The organism is Massilia sp. NP310, assembly GCF_019443485.1.
Classification (GTDB): Bacteria; Pseudomonadota; Gammaproteobacteria; order Burkholderiales; family Burkholderiaceae_D; genus Telluria; species Telluria timonae.
In genome coordinates this window covers 2252607-2267268 of record NZ_CP080379.1, presented here as the reverse complement: position 1 = coordinate 2267268, position 14662 = coordinate 2252607, and the positions used below count along the sequence as shown (strand labels likewise).

The 14662-nt window shown below is 68.6% G+C and carries 13 protein-coding genes; 5 read left to right on the top strand and 8 right to left on the bottom strand.

Annotation, left to right across the window (positions count from 1 at the left end):
* Position 1: 1 nt before the first annotated feature.
* The 3 genes from KY496_RS09760 to ribA form a co-directional block, all read right to left on the bottom strand.
* Positions 2–1036, bottom strand: coding sequence for an FHA domain-containing protein (locus tag KY496_RS09760; protein WP_219864615.1), 1035 nt, complete (start codon positions 1034–1036; stop codon positions 2–4).
* Positions 1033–2502: a serine protease gene (locus KY496_RS09755; RefSeq protein WP_005666483.1), complete on the bottom strand. Its 1470-nt coding sequence runs from the start codon at positions 2500–2502 to the stop codon at positions 1033–1035. The genes KY496_RS09760 and KY496_RS09755 overlap by 4 nt, the downstream gene beginning before the upstream one ends.
* 73 nt (positions 2503–2575) lie before the next feature.
* Positions 2576–3271 carry a GTP cyclohydrolase II gene (gene ribA, locus KY496_RS09750; RefSeq protein ID WP_005666484.1) on the bottom strand — a complete coding sequence of 232 codons (696 nt, stop codon included), beginning with the start codon at positions 3269–3271 and terminating at the stop codon, positions 2576–2578.
* Between the two features lie 222 nt (positions 3272–3493).
* On the opposite strand from ribA, the gene KY496_RS09745 reads away from it, so the two are divergent.
* Positions 3494–5776 (top strand): ATP-binding protein, encoded by a 2283-nt coding sequence (locus tag KY496_RS09745; RefSeq protein ID WP_219864614.1) that lies wholly within the window; start codon positions 3494–3496, stop codon positions 5774–5776.
* Between the two features lie 16 nt (positions 5777–5792).
* On the opposite strand, the gene KY496_RS09740 is transcribed toward KY496_RS09745, so the two are convergent.
* The 3 genes from KY496_RS09740 to KY496_RS09730 form a co-directional block, all read right to left on the bottom strand.
* Positions 5793–7109, bottom strand: a complete 1317-nt coding sequence (locus tag KY496_RS09740; RefSeq protein ID WP_005666488.1) for a hypothetical protein — start codon at positions 7107–7109, stop codon at positions 5793–5795.
* A gap of 50 nt (positions 7110–7159) precedes the next feature.
* Entirely contained in the window at positions 7160–7558 is a 399-nt protein-coding gene (locus KY496_RS09735) for a response regulator transcription factor (RefSeq protein WP_005666489.1), read from the bottom strand.
* Positions 7559–7631: 73 nt separating this feature from the next.
* A complete protein-coding gene (locus KY496_RS09730; RefSeq protein ID WP_071362040.1) occupies positions 7632–7853 on the bottom strand; it encodes a DUF3820 family protein in 222 nt (73 codons plus the stop codon).
* A gap of 65 nt (positions 7854–7918) precedes the next feature.
* Between KY496_RS09730 and KY496_RS09725 the strand changes: the two genes are divergently transcribed.
* A complete protein-coding gene (locus tag KY496_RS09725; RefSeq protein WP_005666494.1) occupies positions 7919–8335 on the top strand; it encodes a DUF1810 domain-containing protein in 417 nt (138 codons plus the stop codon).
* A gap of 2 nt (positions 8336–8337) precedes the next feature.
* Here KY496_RS09725 and KY496_RS09720 read toward each other — a convergent pair whose 3' ends face one another.
* Together KY496_RS09720 and KY496_RS09715 are read right to left on the bottom strand one after the other, a co-directional pair.
* A complete protein-coding gene (locus KY496_RS09720) occupies positions 8338–8763 on the bottom strand; it encodes a hypothetical protein (RefSeq protein WP_005666497.1) in 426 nt (141 codons plus the stop codon).
* Between the two features lie 81 nt (positions 8764–8844).
* On the bottom strand, positions 8845–10776 hold the full coding sequence (locus tag KY496_RS09715) for an ATP-binding protein (RefSeq protein WP_219864613.1): 1932 nt from the start codon (positions 10774–10776) through the stop codon (positions 8845–8847).
* A 272-nt stretch (positions 10777–11048) separates the two neighbouring features.
* On the opposite strand from KY496_RS09715, the gene KY496_RS09710 reads away from it, so the two are divergent.
* From KY496_RS09710 to KY496_RS09700, 3 genes are all read left to right on the top strand, one after another.
* Entirely contained in the window at positions 11049–12530 is a 1482-nt protein-coding gene (locus tag KY496_RS09710) for an NYN domain-containing protein (RefSeq protein WP_219864612.1), read from the top strand.
* A gap of 110 nt (positions 12531–12640) precedes the next feature.
* Positions 12641–13072 carry a hypothetical protein gene (locus KY496_RS09705; protein WP_005666503.1) on the top strand — a complete coding sequence of 144 codons (432 nt, stop codon included), beginning with the start codon at positions 12641–12643 and terminating at the stop codon, positions 13070–13072.
* 92 nt (positions 13073–13164) lie between these two features.
* Complete coding sequence (locus KY496_RS09700; RefSeq protein ID WP_219864611.1) at positions 13165–14649, top strand: sodium:solute symporter; 1485 nt, start codon at positions 13165–13167, stop codon at positions 14647–14649.
* The last annotated feature ends 13 nt before the right edge of the window (positions 14650–14662 follow it).

Genomic DNA, 14662 nt, shown 5'->3' with positions numbered 1-14662 from the left:
TTCAGTTGCCACCGCTACGCTCGGCGTCGATCTCCTTCTTCATCGCCCCCACCTGGTCGATGTAATCGGCCACCGGCACGTCCGGGCTGGCGCGCAGCTCGGGCGGCAGCAGCACCGGCATGTACAGCTCGTCGGCGGTGCGGCCGTGGCGCTGCATGTTCCCGGCCAGGATCAGGCTCGACACCAGGAGCGCCAGCGCGCCGCAGGCCAGGCGCAGCCGGCGCCGGTACTGCGGCGTGACGGTGGCGAGGTGGAAGTAGACCGCCACCGCCACCGTCGCCACCGCCGCGTGCGAGGCATACGCGGTCAGCCATTCGAGCGACCAGGCATAGGCCACCACGCTGGCCAGCAGGCGCAGGCCCACCAGCGCCGCCAGCGCGCAGCCATAGATGAACAGGTGGCGCCCGAGGCGCGCGCGGCGCCCGAACAGGCGGTTGCCGAAGGCCCACAGGCCGGCCCAGGCCAGGCCGATGCCGCTGGCCGCGGCCGGGAACAGGGCATAGCGCTCCAGGTCGTTGCTGGCGTCGGTCAGCCAGGCCACCAGCAGCGCCGCCAGCACGGCCAATACGATGCCGGCGCCGCCCGGCAGCATGCCTTCCCAGCCGTGCATGGTGCGATCGACCATCTCCGGCGCGACCCGCTGCGCGGCGCCGCGGATGCGCAGCGAGGTGTGGCCCATGCGCACCACGGTGTCGCCGTCGAGCGCCAGTTCGTCCTTGATGCGCCGGCTCTTGTGCACGATGCCGTTGCGGCTGCCGAGGTCGCGCAGCCGCAGGCGGCCATCCGGCCCGGCTTCGACCACGGCGTGGTGGGCGGCCGCGTAATCGTCGTCGACGATGAAGTCGTTGTCGTAGGCGCGGCCCATGCGGATCGGCAGCGCCGCCACGCGGTGGCGGTGCAGCACCTCGCCGTTGCGGGCCAGGGTCTCGATGGTCCACGGGCCGCGCAGCGACTCGGCGCTCATTGGCCCGCCTATCGGCGCGCTGGTCGGCGCGCCCGTCGGCTTGTCCAATGGCTGGCTGGTGTGCTCGCTCATCGCCGTCCACTCCGCCCGAAGGCGCCCAGGTAGGCGCGCGTGACGCGCAGGCCGTTTTCATACGAGACGCCGGACACGTCCAGGCGGCTCTGCAGGCTCGATTGCGAGGCGTCGGTGCTGGCCGTGAGCAGGGTGAAGTTGTACAGGCCCTCGAACTTGCGATAGGCGCGCACGCAGGTGACGGCGCGCAGCGGCAGGGTCCGGGTATGCACGAAGCGCTCGGTGCAGAACGGCTTGGTCAGGCGCGGGTCGCCGGTGCTGCCCAGGTTGTTCACCTGGAAGGTGTCGCTGGCGAGCGTCGCGAAGCGCATCGGGTCCATGGTGCCGCTGCGGATGTACTGGTGGGTCATGGCCACGTTGCCGGTCTGCTGCACATCCGACACGAACACCGCCGACTGCATCACGCAGCTCATCGAGTCGGTGCTGTAGACCGCGCCGCGCGCATTCGAACGCCCCCAGCAGCGCACCTCGCCAGACTCGCGCACCGGCACCAGGTACTGGCCCATGCCCTTGAGCGTGAGGGGTTCCTCGAGCAGCTTGTCGACCATATTGCCCTGGTGCGCCAGCAGCTGCTTGCCGATCAGCGGATTGAAGTCGGCCGGCGGGGCGGCCTGCTCGGCCACCTTGCGCAGCAACTCCTGCGCATGCTTGACCGGCACCAGGAAGCTGACCGATTCGCCGTCGCGCCGGCGCGAGACGTTGATGCCGGCCACGGTGCCGCTGGCGGTCACGCTCGGCCCGCCGCTCATGCCCGAGTTGATCGGGCCGGAAAAGATCAGGCGATCGTAGAAGCTGCGCGTGAGCACGCCGTTATACGCCCCTTCCGAGATCGCGAAGCCCAGGTCGAGCGGATTGCCGAGCGAGTACAGGCGCTGCCCCTGGCGCAGCCGCACCGGCTGCTCGGGCACCTTGAAGAAGCCGCTGCCGTTGCGGTTGATGCGCACCACGGCCAGGTCGTGCAGCACGTCGACCGCCATCAGCTCGACCGGGCCGGTATTGCCGTCGGTGTCGATGTATTCGGCCGTATAGATCGCGGGGTCGAGCGCCATCTGCGACACCACGTGGTAATTGGTCAGCGCCAGGTTGCTGGTGCCGACCAGGAAGCCCGAGCCGACCGTCGACTGGGTGCGGCCGTTCTTGAGCAGCATGCGGATCTGCAGCAGGTCGCCGCGTGCGGAATCGTACAGGTCCTGGGCCGCCAGCGAAGGCTCGGGCAGGGCGTCCTGGGCCTCGGTCTCGCCCGGCAGCGGCGCGTTCGGCGTGGCCGCGGGCGCGGTATCGACCGGCATCTGGGGCGCGCCGATGGCGGCGCCGGTGCCGACGCCGGCCGTGTTCTGGCTCGCGCGCGGCGCCGTTTGCGCCAGATTCTGCGGCTGGGGCTGGGCAGCGGCCGGCGGCGACGTCGCCTCGAGGGCGGCGCCGACGGCGATGCAGGTCAGCAGGAGTGCCAGGACAGCTCGTTTCATGCAATAGTTTGATGGCAGTATGAAATACTATCTTGCCACTGGATCAACGAGCGTTGCGCGCGTTAGCGCACGTTTACGGCAATGTCGGCGTCGATTCAGGGGTATTGGCCGGTTCGACCAGTGCCTTTTCGCCCTGTTCGACGGCGGTCAGCGGCGCCATCATGTGGCCCAGCTTGGCCTGCTTGGTGTTCAGGTAGCTGTTGTTGTAGGCATTGCGGTTGACCAGCAGCGGCACGCGCTCGGCGACCGTGACGCCGATGCGGTTCAGGGCGTCGATCTTGCGCGGGTTGTTGGTCATCAGGCGCACCGACTTGATGCCGAACTGTTCCAGCATCGGCCGGCACAGCTCGTAGTTGCGGGCGTCGGCATGGAAGCCCAGCTGCAGGTTGGCCTCGACCGTGTCGGCGCCGGCTTCCTGCAGGCGGTAGGCGCGGATCTTGTTGACCAGGCCGATGCCGCGGCCTTCCTGGCGCAGGTAGAGCAGGATGCCGCGGCCTTCCTCGGCGATGCGCTGCAGCGCGCCTTCGAGCTGGGCGCCGCAGTCGCAGCGCTGCGAGAACATCACGTCGCCGGTCAGGCATTCGGAGTGCACCCGCGCCAGCACCGGCTCGCCGGTCGACAGGTCGCCCAGAGCCATCGCCAGGTGTTCCTTGCCGGTGGCCGGCTCGACCCAGGCGTGCAGCGTGAACTGGGCCCACGGCGTCGGCAGCGCGCACGAGGTGGCATAGTCCAGCAGGGAAGGCGGGGTGAGGGCGGCGGTGGCTTGCATGACGGTGTTTCCAATCGATGTACTTATAGCCGTCAAGTTTACCGGAAATCGGGCATGGCCGTGCGGAATCACCCGCTTTTCGCCGGCCCCGGGCGGCGTCTGCGCCAGGAGGCGGAGAGCGCTTGGCGAACGGTCGAGCTGCGCGGATGACCAAGTTTCGTATTGCCAAGCACCATTGTCACCGTGGTACGCTCCGTATTAACGATAGTCCCAGGTGCCTCCATGCCGCATTCCCGACCTTTCCTGCATCGCTTGAGCCCGCGCGGCCTCGGCGCCTGGCTCGCGCTCGCGTTCTCGGCGCTGACCGTGGTCCTGACCCTGCTGCTGGTCGAGGTGGTCGAGCGCGCCGCCACCGACCAGGTCAAGAGCAGCATCGGCAGCGGGCTGGGCGAGATGGCAATGCAGACCGCCGACAAGCTCGATCGCGGCATGTACGAGCGCTATCGCGAGGTGCGGCTGATGGCGCGCCGCAGCGACCTGATGGCGCCCGGCACCTCGCATGCCGAACGGCGCCGCATCCTGGGCGACATGCAGTCGACCTACGGCTACTACGAATGGATCGGCATGGCCGCGCTGGACGGCACGGTCCTGGTCGAGGCGCGCGGCCTGCTGGAAGGGAAGAACGTGGCCAAGCGGCCGTGGTTCATCAATGCCCTGAAGGGCACCTACGTCGGCGACGTGCACGAGGCGGTGCTGCTGGCCAAGCTGCTGCCGGTGCAGGAAGGCGAGCCGCGCCGCTTCGTGGACGTCGCCTTTCCCTGGCTGGACGCGAACGGCAAGCCGGCCGGCGTGCTGGGCACCCACCTGTCGTGGGAGTGGGCGCGCGACGTCGAACGCTCGATCATCGCCCCGGTGCAGGCGCGAAACCGGGTGCAGGCCCTGATCGTCAGCGCCGAAGGCGTGGTGCTGCTGGGCCCCGAAGGCCTGCAGGACACCAGGGTCGACCTGGCCAGCCTGGGCGAGGCGCGCCAGGGACGCACCGGCTACGCGGCCGAGCGCTGGGACGACGGGCGCGACTATCTGGTCGGCTACGCCGCCACGCGCGCGGTGGGCGACTACCCGGGCCTGGGCTGGCACGTGCTGGTGCGCCAGGACCTCGAGGACGCCTATCGCCCGGTGCGCGAGCTGCGTGCACGCGCCTTGTGGAGCGGCGCCGCGCTGGCGCTGCTGTTCTCGCTGGCCGGCCTGCTGCTGGCGCGCCGCATCACGCGTCCCTTGCAGGCCCTGGCCGCGTCGGCCGACCGCCTGCGCCGCGGCGACAGCCAGGAGCTGGTGCCGGCGCGGCGCGGGTATACCGAAGTGCGCCAGCTCTCCGGCGCGCTCAATGCGCTGGTGACGGCGCTGGTGCAGCGGCGCGCCGAGCTGCAGGCGCTGAACGACACCCTCGAACAGCGGGTCGAGCAGCGCACCCTGGAACTGGAACGCGCGCTGGCCTCGGTGCGCGCCAGCGAGCAGCGCATGGCCACCATCGTCGGGGCGGCGCAGGACGCCTTCATCGCGGCCGACCAGCGCGGCATGATCCTGGACTGGAATCCGGCCGCCGAGCGCATGTTCGGCTGGAGCCGCCACGAGGCGGTCGGCTGGCCGCTGGCCGAGATGATCCTGCCGGAGCGCTACCGCGCCAGCATCGCCAAGGCGCTGCGCGGCTTCCACCAGGGCGCGGCGTTTTCGTATGACCGGCGCCTGGAGCGGATCGTGGTCAACCGCCAGGGCGCGGAATTCACGGTCGAGACCACGGTGGCGCTGGCGGGCGAGGGCGCGGATGCCTTCTTCAGCATCTTCCTGCACGACATCTCCGAGCGCAAGAAGGTCGAGCGCATGAAAAGCGAATTCGTGTCCACCGTCTCGCACGAGCTGCGCACGCCGCTCACCTCGATCCACGCCTCGCTGTCGCTGCTCGACACCGGCATGGCCGGCGAATTGCCGCCGGACGTGGCCAAGCTGCTGCACATCGCCAGCCAGAGCTGCGACCGCCTGATGCGGATGGTGAACGACCTGCTCGACATCCAGAAGATCGAGGCGGGCCAGATGGAATACCGGCGCAGCGTGCAGCCGCTGGCGCCGGTGCTGCGGCACGCGACCGAGGCGATGGAGGGCCAGGCGCGCCAGGCCGGCGTGACGCTGCGGCTCGACCTGCCGCCGGGCGCCGAAGGGGTACAGGCCGCGATCGACCATGACCGCCTGGTGCAGGTGCTGAGCAACCTGCTGTCGAACGCGATCAAGTTCACGCCGTCCGGCCAGACGGTGACGGTGGGCCTGGCGCAGCGGCCGGGCTGGGCGCGCCTGAGCGTGACCGACGAGGGGCCGGGCATCCCGCCCGCGTTCCAGGCGCGCGTGTTCGAACGCTTCGCCCAGGCCGACGCCCACGACACGCGCCAGCGCGGCGGCACCGGGCTGGGGCTGAGCATCAGCAAGGCGATCGTCGAGGAGCACGGCGGCACGATCGGCTTCGAGACCCGGGCCAGGCTGGGGACGCGGTTTACGGTGGAGTTGCCGCTGGGGTGACTGGCGCGCGAGCGCGCTAGCGCAGCGCGTGCACCGCCATCCCGCCGAAGCTCTTCCACGCGCCAAAGGACTGTTCAAGCCGCGGCAGCAGGCGCATCAGCGCGGGCTTGTCGAAGTGGAAGGTGGTGGCCGAGCCGGCGATCTCGCGCCGGTCGGCCAGCGCGTAGGCCTGCGCCTCGTCCTGGGCCGCGGGCACCTGCAGCAGCATCAGCACCTTCTGGCCGTCGAGGTCGAACATCAAGAGGTCGCCTTTGGCGCCCGGCCCCAGGCGCCGGTATTGGCGTTCCACGCCGGCGCCGGCCGGTCCGGCCTCGAGCGCGATGCGCACCCGCTTGCCGTGCTGGACACCCCAGTCCAGGAAGGGCGCCGCATGGCGCCGTATCTCATCGGGGTCGGTGCGGTAGGTGCGCACCGTCAGCGCATCCACATGGCGCGCCAGGCCGCGCAGCAGCGCGTCCTCGCCGCTCCAGGCGGCCGGCGCCACGGCCTCGAGCCGCATCGTGCCGGCGGCCCCGCGCAGCGCGGCCAGCAGGTCGAGGTAATGGTTGTCGCGCGCCGCCTTCGGCAGCTTGTCGGGATCGAGCAGTTGGGGCTGGACGTCGAACTGGACGCCCTTCAGGCGCGCGCGCGCGCCGGCCTGCGCGTTATAGGCGGCATAGGCGCGCATGCGGCCGACGGCGTCGGCGCGCGCGGTCGGCAGGATCAGGTCCGGCCCAACCTCGAAGGCGGTCACCGCGATGCCGCGGCTGTCCGCCTGGCGCACGAAGGCCGCCAATGCCTGCGGCTCGGCGACCGTGCCGGCGCGCACCGGCACGTTGATGAACAATTCGCCCATGCCTTGCTCCGCGGCCCAGTCGAGCATGGCGTCGGCGCGTTCGCGCCAGGCGTTCGGGCTCCAGGCCCAGGTGGCGCGCGGCGCGCGGCGGCGCACGTCGGCGGCGTCGAGCGGGGCTTGCGTGGCCAGGCCCGGCTGCGAGGCGGGCAGGGGCGGCGGCGCGCCCAGCGTGTGGCCGGTGACGGTGAACTCCTTGCCGCTTTGTTCGCCGCGCAGCAGGATCGTCTCGCCCGGCGCCGCGTCCAATGGCAGGAAGTGCAGCGCCTGGACGCCGCTGGCGGCCACCTTGAGCGGCACGGCGCGGCAGCCGGGATCGGGCTTGCCCGGCGCTTCGGTGACGATGGCGCGCATGCGGGCGCCCATGGCGGTGGTGTAGTCCTCGGTCACGGCGCCGGGCGAGGCGAGCGGAGCGCCGGGGCACAGCAGCAAGGTGGCGGCCTGGGCCGGCAAGGACAGCGATGACAGCAGAAGCGGAAGCAGGAAAATGGAGCGCGACATGCCCCGAGTGTAAGCGAGCCGGACGATTCGCAGCGCCCGCTTAGGGATACTCAGGCGGCCGGCAACAGCAGGCGCCGCACGCGCGCCAGCAATTCGTTGGGCTGGAACGGCTTGCTAACGAAGTCGTTGGCGCCGGCGTCGAGCGCGCGCACGGTGTCGCGCTCGGTGTTCTTGGCGGTCAGCATGAGGATGGGCACCGCCGCCCACTCGGCGCGCGCACGGGCCAGGGCGACGATCTCGAAGCCGTCGAGATGGGGCAGCATCACGTCCATCAGCACCAGGTCGGGAATTTCCGGACTGGCGGCCACGTACTCGCTCGCGGCGCGGCCGTCGGCCAGGTGCAGGACGCGGTAACCCTGGCGTTCGAGCATGAAGCGCAATACCTGGGCAATGTGGTCGTCGTCCTCGACCACCAGCACCAGGGGCGCGGGAGCGTGTTCGTTGAGCATGGCGGATTCTTCGTTGAATGTTCGATTATACCGATGCCCAGGAGGATATTGGCGTGTGTATTGCTAGAGGGTATCACCTAGTCGACGGTCCACGCAGCGGATCGAGCAGGCCGCGCAAATCATTGTGGTCGAGTTCGACCATCAGGGCCAGTAATTGGCCGAGCTCGCCGCGTGGAAAACCTTCGCGCGCGAACCAGCCCAGGTAATGGCCCGGCAGGTCGGCCAGTTTGCGGCCTTTATATTTCCCGTAGGGCATTTCGCGCACGAGGAGGAGGGAGAGGTGTTCGGCGTTCATCGTGCGGCACTTTAGCAAACAACGACGGCGTTGTAGCATTTCGGTGACGAGGGGAGGGAAACATCATGGATGACTTCAACCTGACGCGCTTCGTCGAGGCGCAGGAGCCGGTCTACGCCAATGTGCTGGCCGAATTGCGGGCAGGGCACAAGCGCAGCCACTGGATGTGGTTCGTTTTTCCGCAGTTCAAGGGGCTGGGCAGCAGCGAGATGGCGCAGCGCTATGCCATCGGCTCCGAGGACGAGGCGGCGGCTTACCTGGCCCATCCGGTGCTGGGCCGGCGCCTGCGCGAATGCGCCGGCATCGTCGCCGCGCTCGACGGGCCGACTGCGCACGAGATTTTCGGCCATCCGGACGAGCTGAAATTCCGCTCGTCGATGACCCTGTTCGCCGACGTGGCGCCCGACGAAGCCGTGTTCCAGGCCTGCATCGACAAGTATTTCGACGGCGAGGCCGACCCGGAAACGCTGGCGCGGGTGTAGCTTCAGGCGTCGGCGAACTGCGCCAGCAGTTCGTCGGGCCGGCCGCGCATGGCCACGTGCAGGATCACCGCGGTGGAAAAGCGCAGCGCCGGGTGGCTGGCGCGGTGGCGCGCGAACCAGAACACTTCGTCCAGGTCCTCATCCTCGTGCGCCGTCGTCAGCACGGATTGTTCCGGCGCGACGTCTTCGTAGTCGAACGCTTCCAGGGCGGCATCCTCGACCGCCTCGTTCCAGCTCGCGCATTCCTTGCCCCAGGCCAGCATGTAGCGGCAGCCGGAATCGACCAGCCAGCGTGCGACGTCCCAGCGCCACATCTCGTCGCTGTCGTCGTCGATCACGACCACGGCCATGAACGGCGCCAGATGCTTGAGGTCGGGCAGGGCGTCGTGGGGACGCAGCTGCAGGTAATGGGCTTTGTGTGCTTGCATGATGAGATGGTCGAATGATTGCCGATTGAAATGCGCGGCATTATCGCCTCACGGCGCCGATCGGGGAAGGCCGCGCGGCGCTCAAGCGGCCGGCGCGGCCACGCCTTCCAGCAGCGCGTACAGGCGCCCGGTGTCGATCGGCTTGACCAGGTGGTGGTCGAAGCCGGCGCCGAGGATCTGGTCGCGGTCGCGCGCCTGGCCGTAGCCGGTGACCGCGACCAGCAGCGCGTTGGCCGCTTGCGGCAGCGCGCGCAGGCGCCGCGCGAGTTCGAGCCCGTCGATGCCGGGCAGGCCGATGTCGAGCAGGCAGACCTGGGGACTGAACTGCTGCGCGCATTCCAGCGCTCGCAGCGCATCGTGCTCCACCGCGACCTGGTGCCCACCCGACTCCAGCAGCATCGACAGGGTGACGGCCGCATCGACGTTGTCGTCCACGACCATCACGCGCAGCGAGCCCGGTGGCGCGGCGCTGCGCGGTTCGTCGCAGGGCGGGGCGGCGGCGTCGCTTTGGCGTTCGAGCAGCGGCAGGCAGACCGAGAACCGGCTGCCGCGGCCCGGGCCGGCGCTGTCGCAGGCGACCGCGCCGCCATGCAGATCGACCAGGCTTTTCACCAGCGCCAGGCCCAGCCCCAGGCCGCCCGAGGAGCGGTCGGACGAGCGCTCGGCCTGGGCGAACAGTTCGAAGGCGCGCGCCGCCAGCTCGGGCGCCATGCCGATGCCGTTGTCGACGACGTCGATGCACAGGCGCCGTTCGGCGTCGATGAACGATGCGACCTCGAGGCGTCCGTCTTCAGGCGTGTATTTGGCGGCGTTGTTGAGAAGATTGGCGACCACCTGCACCAGGCGCTTGCGGTCGCCCGCGACCAGCGTGCCCGGCGGCGGCAGGCGCAACGCCAGGTCGTGGCGGCGCGCCTGGATCAGCGGCATGACCTGTTCCACCGCCTCGTGCAGCACGGCGCCGACGTCGAGCGGCTCGCTGTCGAGTTGCACCAGGCCGCGCGTGACGCGCGAGACGTCCAGCAAGTCTTCGATCAGCGCCGTCATGTGGCCGACCTGGCGCCCGATGATCTGGCTGGTGCGCTTGATCATCGTTTCGTCCAGCTTCATGCGCTGCAGCAGCTCGGCCGCGGCGCCGATCGGCGCCAGGGGATTTCTCAGCTCGTGCGCCAGCATGGCCAGGAATTCATCCTTGCGGCGGTCGGCCTCGCGCAGCTTTTCTTCGGCCGCCTTGCGCTCGGTGATGTCGCTGGCGGCCCCGATCCATTCGTAGACCTCGCCGGCGGTGTCGAACATCGGCACCGCGCGCGACAGGGTCCAGCCGCTGCTGCCGTCGGCGCGCCGCACCCGGTGCTCGAGCTCGAACACCGAGCGGTCGCGGATGGCGCGCGCGATCTCCTGGTGCAGCCGGCCCTGGTCCTCGGGCGGGACATATTCTTCGAGCCAGAGGCCGTTGGCGTCGTCCGTGTCCTTCAGGAAGCCGCGGCCTTCGAGATGGCGCAGCTGGGTCCAGTCGGGATTCATGCGATAGATGACTTCGGCCGTCGCATTGGTCAGCGCGCGGAAGCGCTTCTCGCTTTCGCGCACGGCCGCCTCCGAGCGCACCTGGGCGGTGACGTCGTTATTGCTGTGCGAAATGCAGGTCAGTTCGCCGCCGGGGCCGAAGATCGGCGTGCTGGTCGAGGTCCAGAAGCGTTCCTCGAACACCGTCCGGCCATCGGGCAGCACCACGGGAATCGGATAGCGCACCGCCGGCAGGGTGTCGGGCAGGCCGGTCGCGCGCACCTTGGCGAGCGAGGCGCGCAGGTCGGCTTCGCCGGTATCTTCCGGATCGTCGGGGTTGCCGGGAAAGGCCGTGAACAGGCTGACCCCGAGCAGTTCCTCGCGGGTGCGCGACGAGGCCTTGAGGAAGGCATCGTTGACGGCGAGGATGATCGCGTCAGCCGTGGGCGACAGCAGGTAGTGCCCGAAGGGCGAGCTGTTGAAGGCTGACTCGAACAGGGTGGCAGAGAGCATCGTCGCCCGAAAACCGGTTGAAGGAGCCGGAATTATAGGGCAGAAGCGGGCGTGTTAAACGTACAATTGAAGCGGTCACGCTTCTTGTATGCACGATTGGTAAATGCCTTGCTTCGTCGAATGAAACAAGTCGGAACGTCGCCGGATGCCGGCATGGAAACGGTGGCGCGCCAATGCGCGCGGGCATGTGAGCAAGCGGGACGGTGAAAAGCCCCGGCGGTTGCGTATAATCGCCGTTAGCTTGTCCACTTATTACCAGAAAACAACAACTCATGGCCTCATCTTCCGACAACATCAGCATGGCGGTGTTCTGCGACTTCGAAAACGTCGCACTGGGCGTGCGCGACGCCAACTACGAGAAATTCGACATCAAGCCGGTGCTGGAGCGCCTGCTGCTCAAGGGCAGCATCGTGGTCAAGAAGTCCTACTGCGACTGGGACCGCTACAAGGGCTTCAAGGCGGCCATGCACGAGGCGAACTTCGAGCTGATCGAGATCCCGCACGTGCGCCAGTCGGGCAAGAATTCGGCCGACATCCGCCTGGTGGTCGACGCCCTCGACCTGTGCTACACCAAGTCGCACGTCAATACCTTCGTCATCATCAGCGGCGACTCCGACTTTTCGCCGCTGGTCTCCAAGCTGCGCGAGAACGCCAAGCAGGTGATCGGCGTCGGCGTCAAGCAGTCGACCTCCGACCTCCTGGTGGCCAACTGCGACGAATTCATCTTCTACGACGACCTGGTGCGCGAAAAGAACCGCGCCACCGCCAAGCGCAAGGAAGAGCAGGAGGCGCGCAAGGGCCAGTCGACGCGGCGCCCCAATGCGAGCGACGACAAGCGCAAGGAAGAACTCGAGGCGCGCAAGGTGCAGGCGCTGGACATGGTGGTCGAGACCTTCGACGCCCTGGTATCCGAGCGCGGCGACACCGGCAAGATCTGGGCTTCGCTGCTGAAAGATACCCTCAAGCGCCGCCGTCCGGACTTTTCCGAGACCTATTACGGCTTCCGCACCTTCGGCAACCTGCTCGAAGAAGCGCAGACCCGCGGCCTGTTCGAGTTCGGCCGCGACGAGAAGTCGGGCACCTACGTCTACCGCAGCGCCAACGCGCCGGCCCTGGTCCCGAGCGTCGACACTGCCGCGCAGGATGTCGCCCAGGCGCCGGACGCCGTGGTCCAGGACCTGGTCGATGCCATCGCCCCGGTCGAAGGCGTGGCCGAAGAAGCGGCCAAGCCCGACACCCGCCGGGGCCGTGGCCGCGGTGGCCGCAAGGGTGGTCGCGCCGAAGCGGCGCCGACCTCGGCGCCGATCCCGGCCCTGCTGGAACCGGTCGTGACCGACGCCGAGGCCCTCGGGCAGCCCGCCTCGCAGCCGACGCTGTTCGTGAGCGAGCCGGAAGCGCCCGCCGCCCAGGACGCAGCGCCGGCCGAAGCTGCGCCGGCCGAAGCGGCCCCGGTCAAGGAACGCCGCCGCACGCCGCGCAAGCCGTCCGCCAAGAAGCTGGCGGAACAGGCCGCGCTGGCGGTCGTGGCCGAGGAGGCCGCCGCCGTGCCGGCAGCGGCCGAAGCCGAAGCCAAGGCCGATGCCGCACAGCCGGAAGCCGAGCCGGTGTCGGAAGAGACCCGCGACGAAACCCAGGACGACGCCAAGCCGGCGCGCAAGAAAACGGCCCGTCCGGCCCACAAGGCGCCGGCGCGCAAGGCAGCGCCGCGCGCGCGCCGCCCGGCCAAGCCGAAGACCGGCGCCGAGAACGGCTGATCCGTCGAAGGGGAGGGATGGCGCGTGCGCCATCCCCGCCGCGCCGATGCAATAATGGCATCGCCTGTCCGGCCCCGGGCAGGCGCCATCCGGCCGCGAAGGAGCCCGCCATGCGCACAGTTGCCAGCCTGTTGCTGTTGTCCCTGCTGGGCGCCTGCCCGCCGGCGCTGGCGCAGAAGGGCCCGGCCGCCGACCATCCGATCCTCGGCATCTGGCGCCTCGCGGTGCCCGCTACCCACTGCCTCGAAACCTACCGCTTCCGCGCCGACGGCACCACGCTGGTCACCAGCGCCGCCGAGATTTCCGAGAGCGTCTACACGATCCCCAACGAGCCCGATCCCGACGGCTTCTATCGCCTGACCGACCGCGTCACCAAGGACAACGGCAAGCCCGATTGCTCCGGCAACGTCATGAAGCCGGGCGCCAACGCCACCCATTTCGTGCGCTTCCATCCGTCCGGCACGCTGTTCCTGCTGTGCGCCGAAGCCTCGATCGAGGCCTGCATCGGCCCCTTCACGCGGGTGCGCGGCGAAGAAATCTGAGCGGCGGATCGATGGCGTGCCTGAGCGCCGGCCCTTGGGCCAGCGCGGCGCAGGGTGTATATTGCTGAGCGAAACGTCAACCTCGGCATCCCATGTCCCCGCTACTCCTCTTCTGCATCCTCATCGCTTATTTCGCATTGCTGCTCGGCGTCGCCTGGGCCACCTCGAAAGGCGCCAACAACGACAGCTTCTTCATCGGTAACAAGAGCAGCAACTGGATGCTGGTCGCCTTCGGCATGGTCGGCACCACCCTGTCCGGCGTCACGTTCGTGAGCGTGCCGGGCGCGGTCGGCGTCGACGGCTTCGGCTATGCCCAGATCGTGATCGGCTACGTGATCGGCTACATCGCCGTGGCCTACGTGCTGCTGCCGCTGTACTACCGCCTGCAGCTGACTTCGATCTATCACTACCTCGACGTGCGCCTGGGGCGACGCGCCTACCAGAGCGGCGCCGGCTTCTTCATCGTCTCGCGCCTGCTGGGCGCCACCGCGCGCCTGTACCTGGTGGTGAACATCCTGCAGGCGATCATCCTCGACAGCCTGGGCGTGCCGTTCTGGCTCAGCACCCTGGTCGTGCTGGGCATGATCCTGCTGTATACCTACCAGGGCGGGGTGAAGACCATCGTCTGGACCGACACCCTGCAGACCAGCTGCATGCTGTTCGGCCTGTTCGCGTGCGTCTGGATCCTGCTGGGCGAACTGAACATGTCGATCCCGGAAAGCCTGAACCAGATGCAGTCGCAGGGCCTGGCCAACGTCTTCACGCATGACGTCGACAGCCCCAATTTCTGGCTCAAGCAGATCATCGCCGGCGCCCTGATCACGATCACCATGACCGGCATGGACCAGGAAATGATGCAGAAGACCATCTCGGTCAAGGCCCTGAAGGATTCGCAAAAGAACATGCTGACCCTGACCGCGGTGCTGGTCGTGGTGCTGCTGTCCTTCGTGTTCCTGGGCGGCCTGCTGTACCTGTATGCGCCGCTGGTGGGCGTGACCGCCACGGGCGACAAGATCTTCCCGGCGGTGGTGATGGGCCACCTGCCGGCGGCCTTGCAGATCATCTTCCTGATCGCCCTGATCTCGGCCCTGTTCCCGAGCGCCGACGGCGCCATCACGGCGCTGACCTCGTCGACCTGCATCGACCTGCTCGGCATCAAGCGCCGCACCGACCTGACCCAGGCCCAGGCCGAAAGCCTGCGCCGCCGCGTGCACCTGGGCTTCGCCTTCCTGTTCCTGCTGCTGGTGCTAGGCTTCAAGGCGGCCGACAACCCGAGCATGATCGGCGTGATCCTCAAGCTGGCGGCCTATACCTACGGCCCCTTGCTCGGCCTGTTCGCCTTCGGCATGCTGACCGCGCGCATGCCGAACGACCGCCTGGTCCCGCTGGTAACGATCGGCGCGCCCGTCCTGTGCGCGATCCTTGAGTACAATCAGGCTTATCTGCTCGGCGCTTACCGCCTCGGGCTGGAATTACTGTTGATTAACGGCATACTGGTGTTTGCCGGCTTGTATGCGATCTCGCATCGCGTCCCTGGCGTCGCCGGGGACGGGCAGGTCGCCCGACCGCTTCCTTGACCTAGACTGGAGT

Coding starts and splice junctions, on each gene's coding strand:
- KY496_RS09755 (WP_005666483.1), bottom strand. CDS start 2,502: ATGAAACGAGCTGTCCTGGCACTCCTGCTGACCTGCATCGCCGTCGGC.
- KY496_RS09725 (WP_005666494.1), top strand. CDS start 7,919: ATGGATGACTTCAACCTGACGCGCTTCGTCGAGGCGCAGGAGCCGGTC.
- KY496_RS09735 (WP_005666489.1), bottom strand. CDS start 7,558: ATGCTCAACGAACACGCTCCCGCGCCCCTGGTGCTGGTGGTCGAGGAC.
- KY496_RS09700 (WP_219864611.1), top strand. CDS start 13,165: ATGTCCCCGCTACTCCTCTTCTGCATCCTCATCGCTTATTTCGCATTG.
- KY496_RS09705 (WP_005666503.1), top strand. CDS start 12,641: ATGCGCACAGTTGCCAGCCTGTTGCTGTTGTCCCTGCTGGGCGCCTGC.
- KY496_RS09720 (WP_005666497.1), bottom strand. CDS start 8,763: ATGCAAGCACACAAAGCCCATTACCTGCAGCTGCGTCCCCACGACGCC.
- KY496_RS09745 (WP_219864614.1), top strand. CDS start 3,494: ATGCCGCATTCCCGACCTTTCCTGCATCGCTTGAGCCCGCGCGGCCTC.
- KY496_RS09760 (WP_219864615.1), bottom strand. CDS start 1,036: ATGAGCGAGCACACCAGCCAGCCATTGGACAAGCCGACGGGCGCGCCG.
- KY496_RS09740 (WP_005666488.1), bottom strand. CDS start 7,109: ATGTCGCGCTCCATTTTCCTGCTTCCGCTTCTGCTGTCATCGCTGTCC.
- ribA (WP_005666484.1), bottom strand. CDS start 3,271: ATGCAAGCCACCGCCGCCCTCACCCCGCCTTCCCTGCTGGACTATGCC.
- KY496_RS09730 (WP_071362040.1), bottom strand. CDS start 7,853: ATGAACGCCGAACACCTCTCCCTCCTCCTCGTGCGCGAAATGCCCTAC.
- KY496_RS09710 (WP_219864612.1), top strand. CDS start 11,049: ATGGCCTCATCTTCCGACAACATCAGCATGGCGGTGTTCTGCGACTTC.
- KY496_RS09715 (WP_219864613.1), bottom strand. CDS start 10,776: ATGCTCTCTGCCACCCTGTTCGAGTCAGCCTTCAACAGCTCGCCCTTC.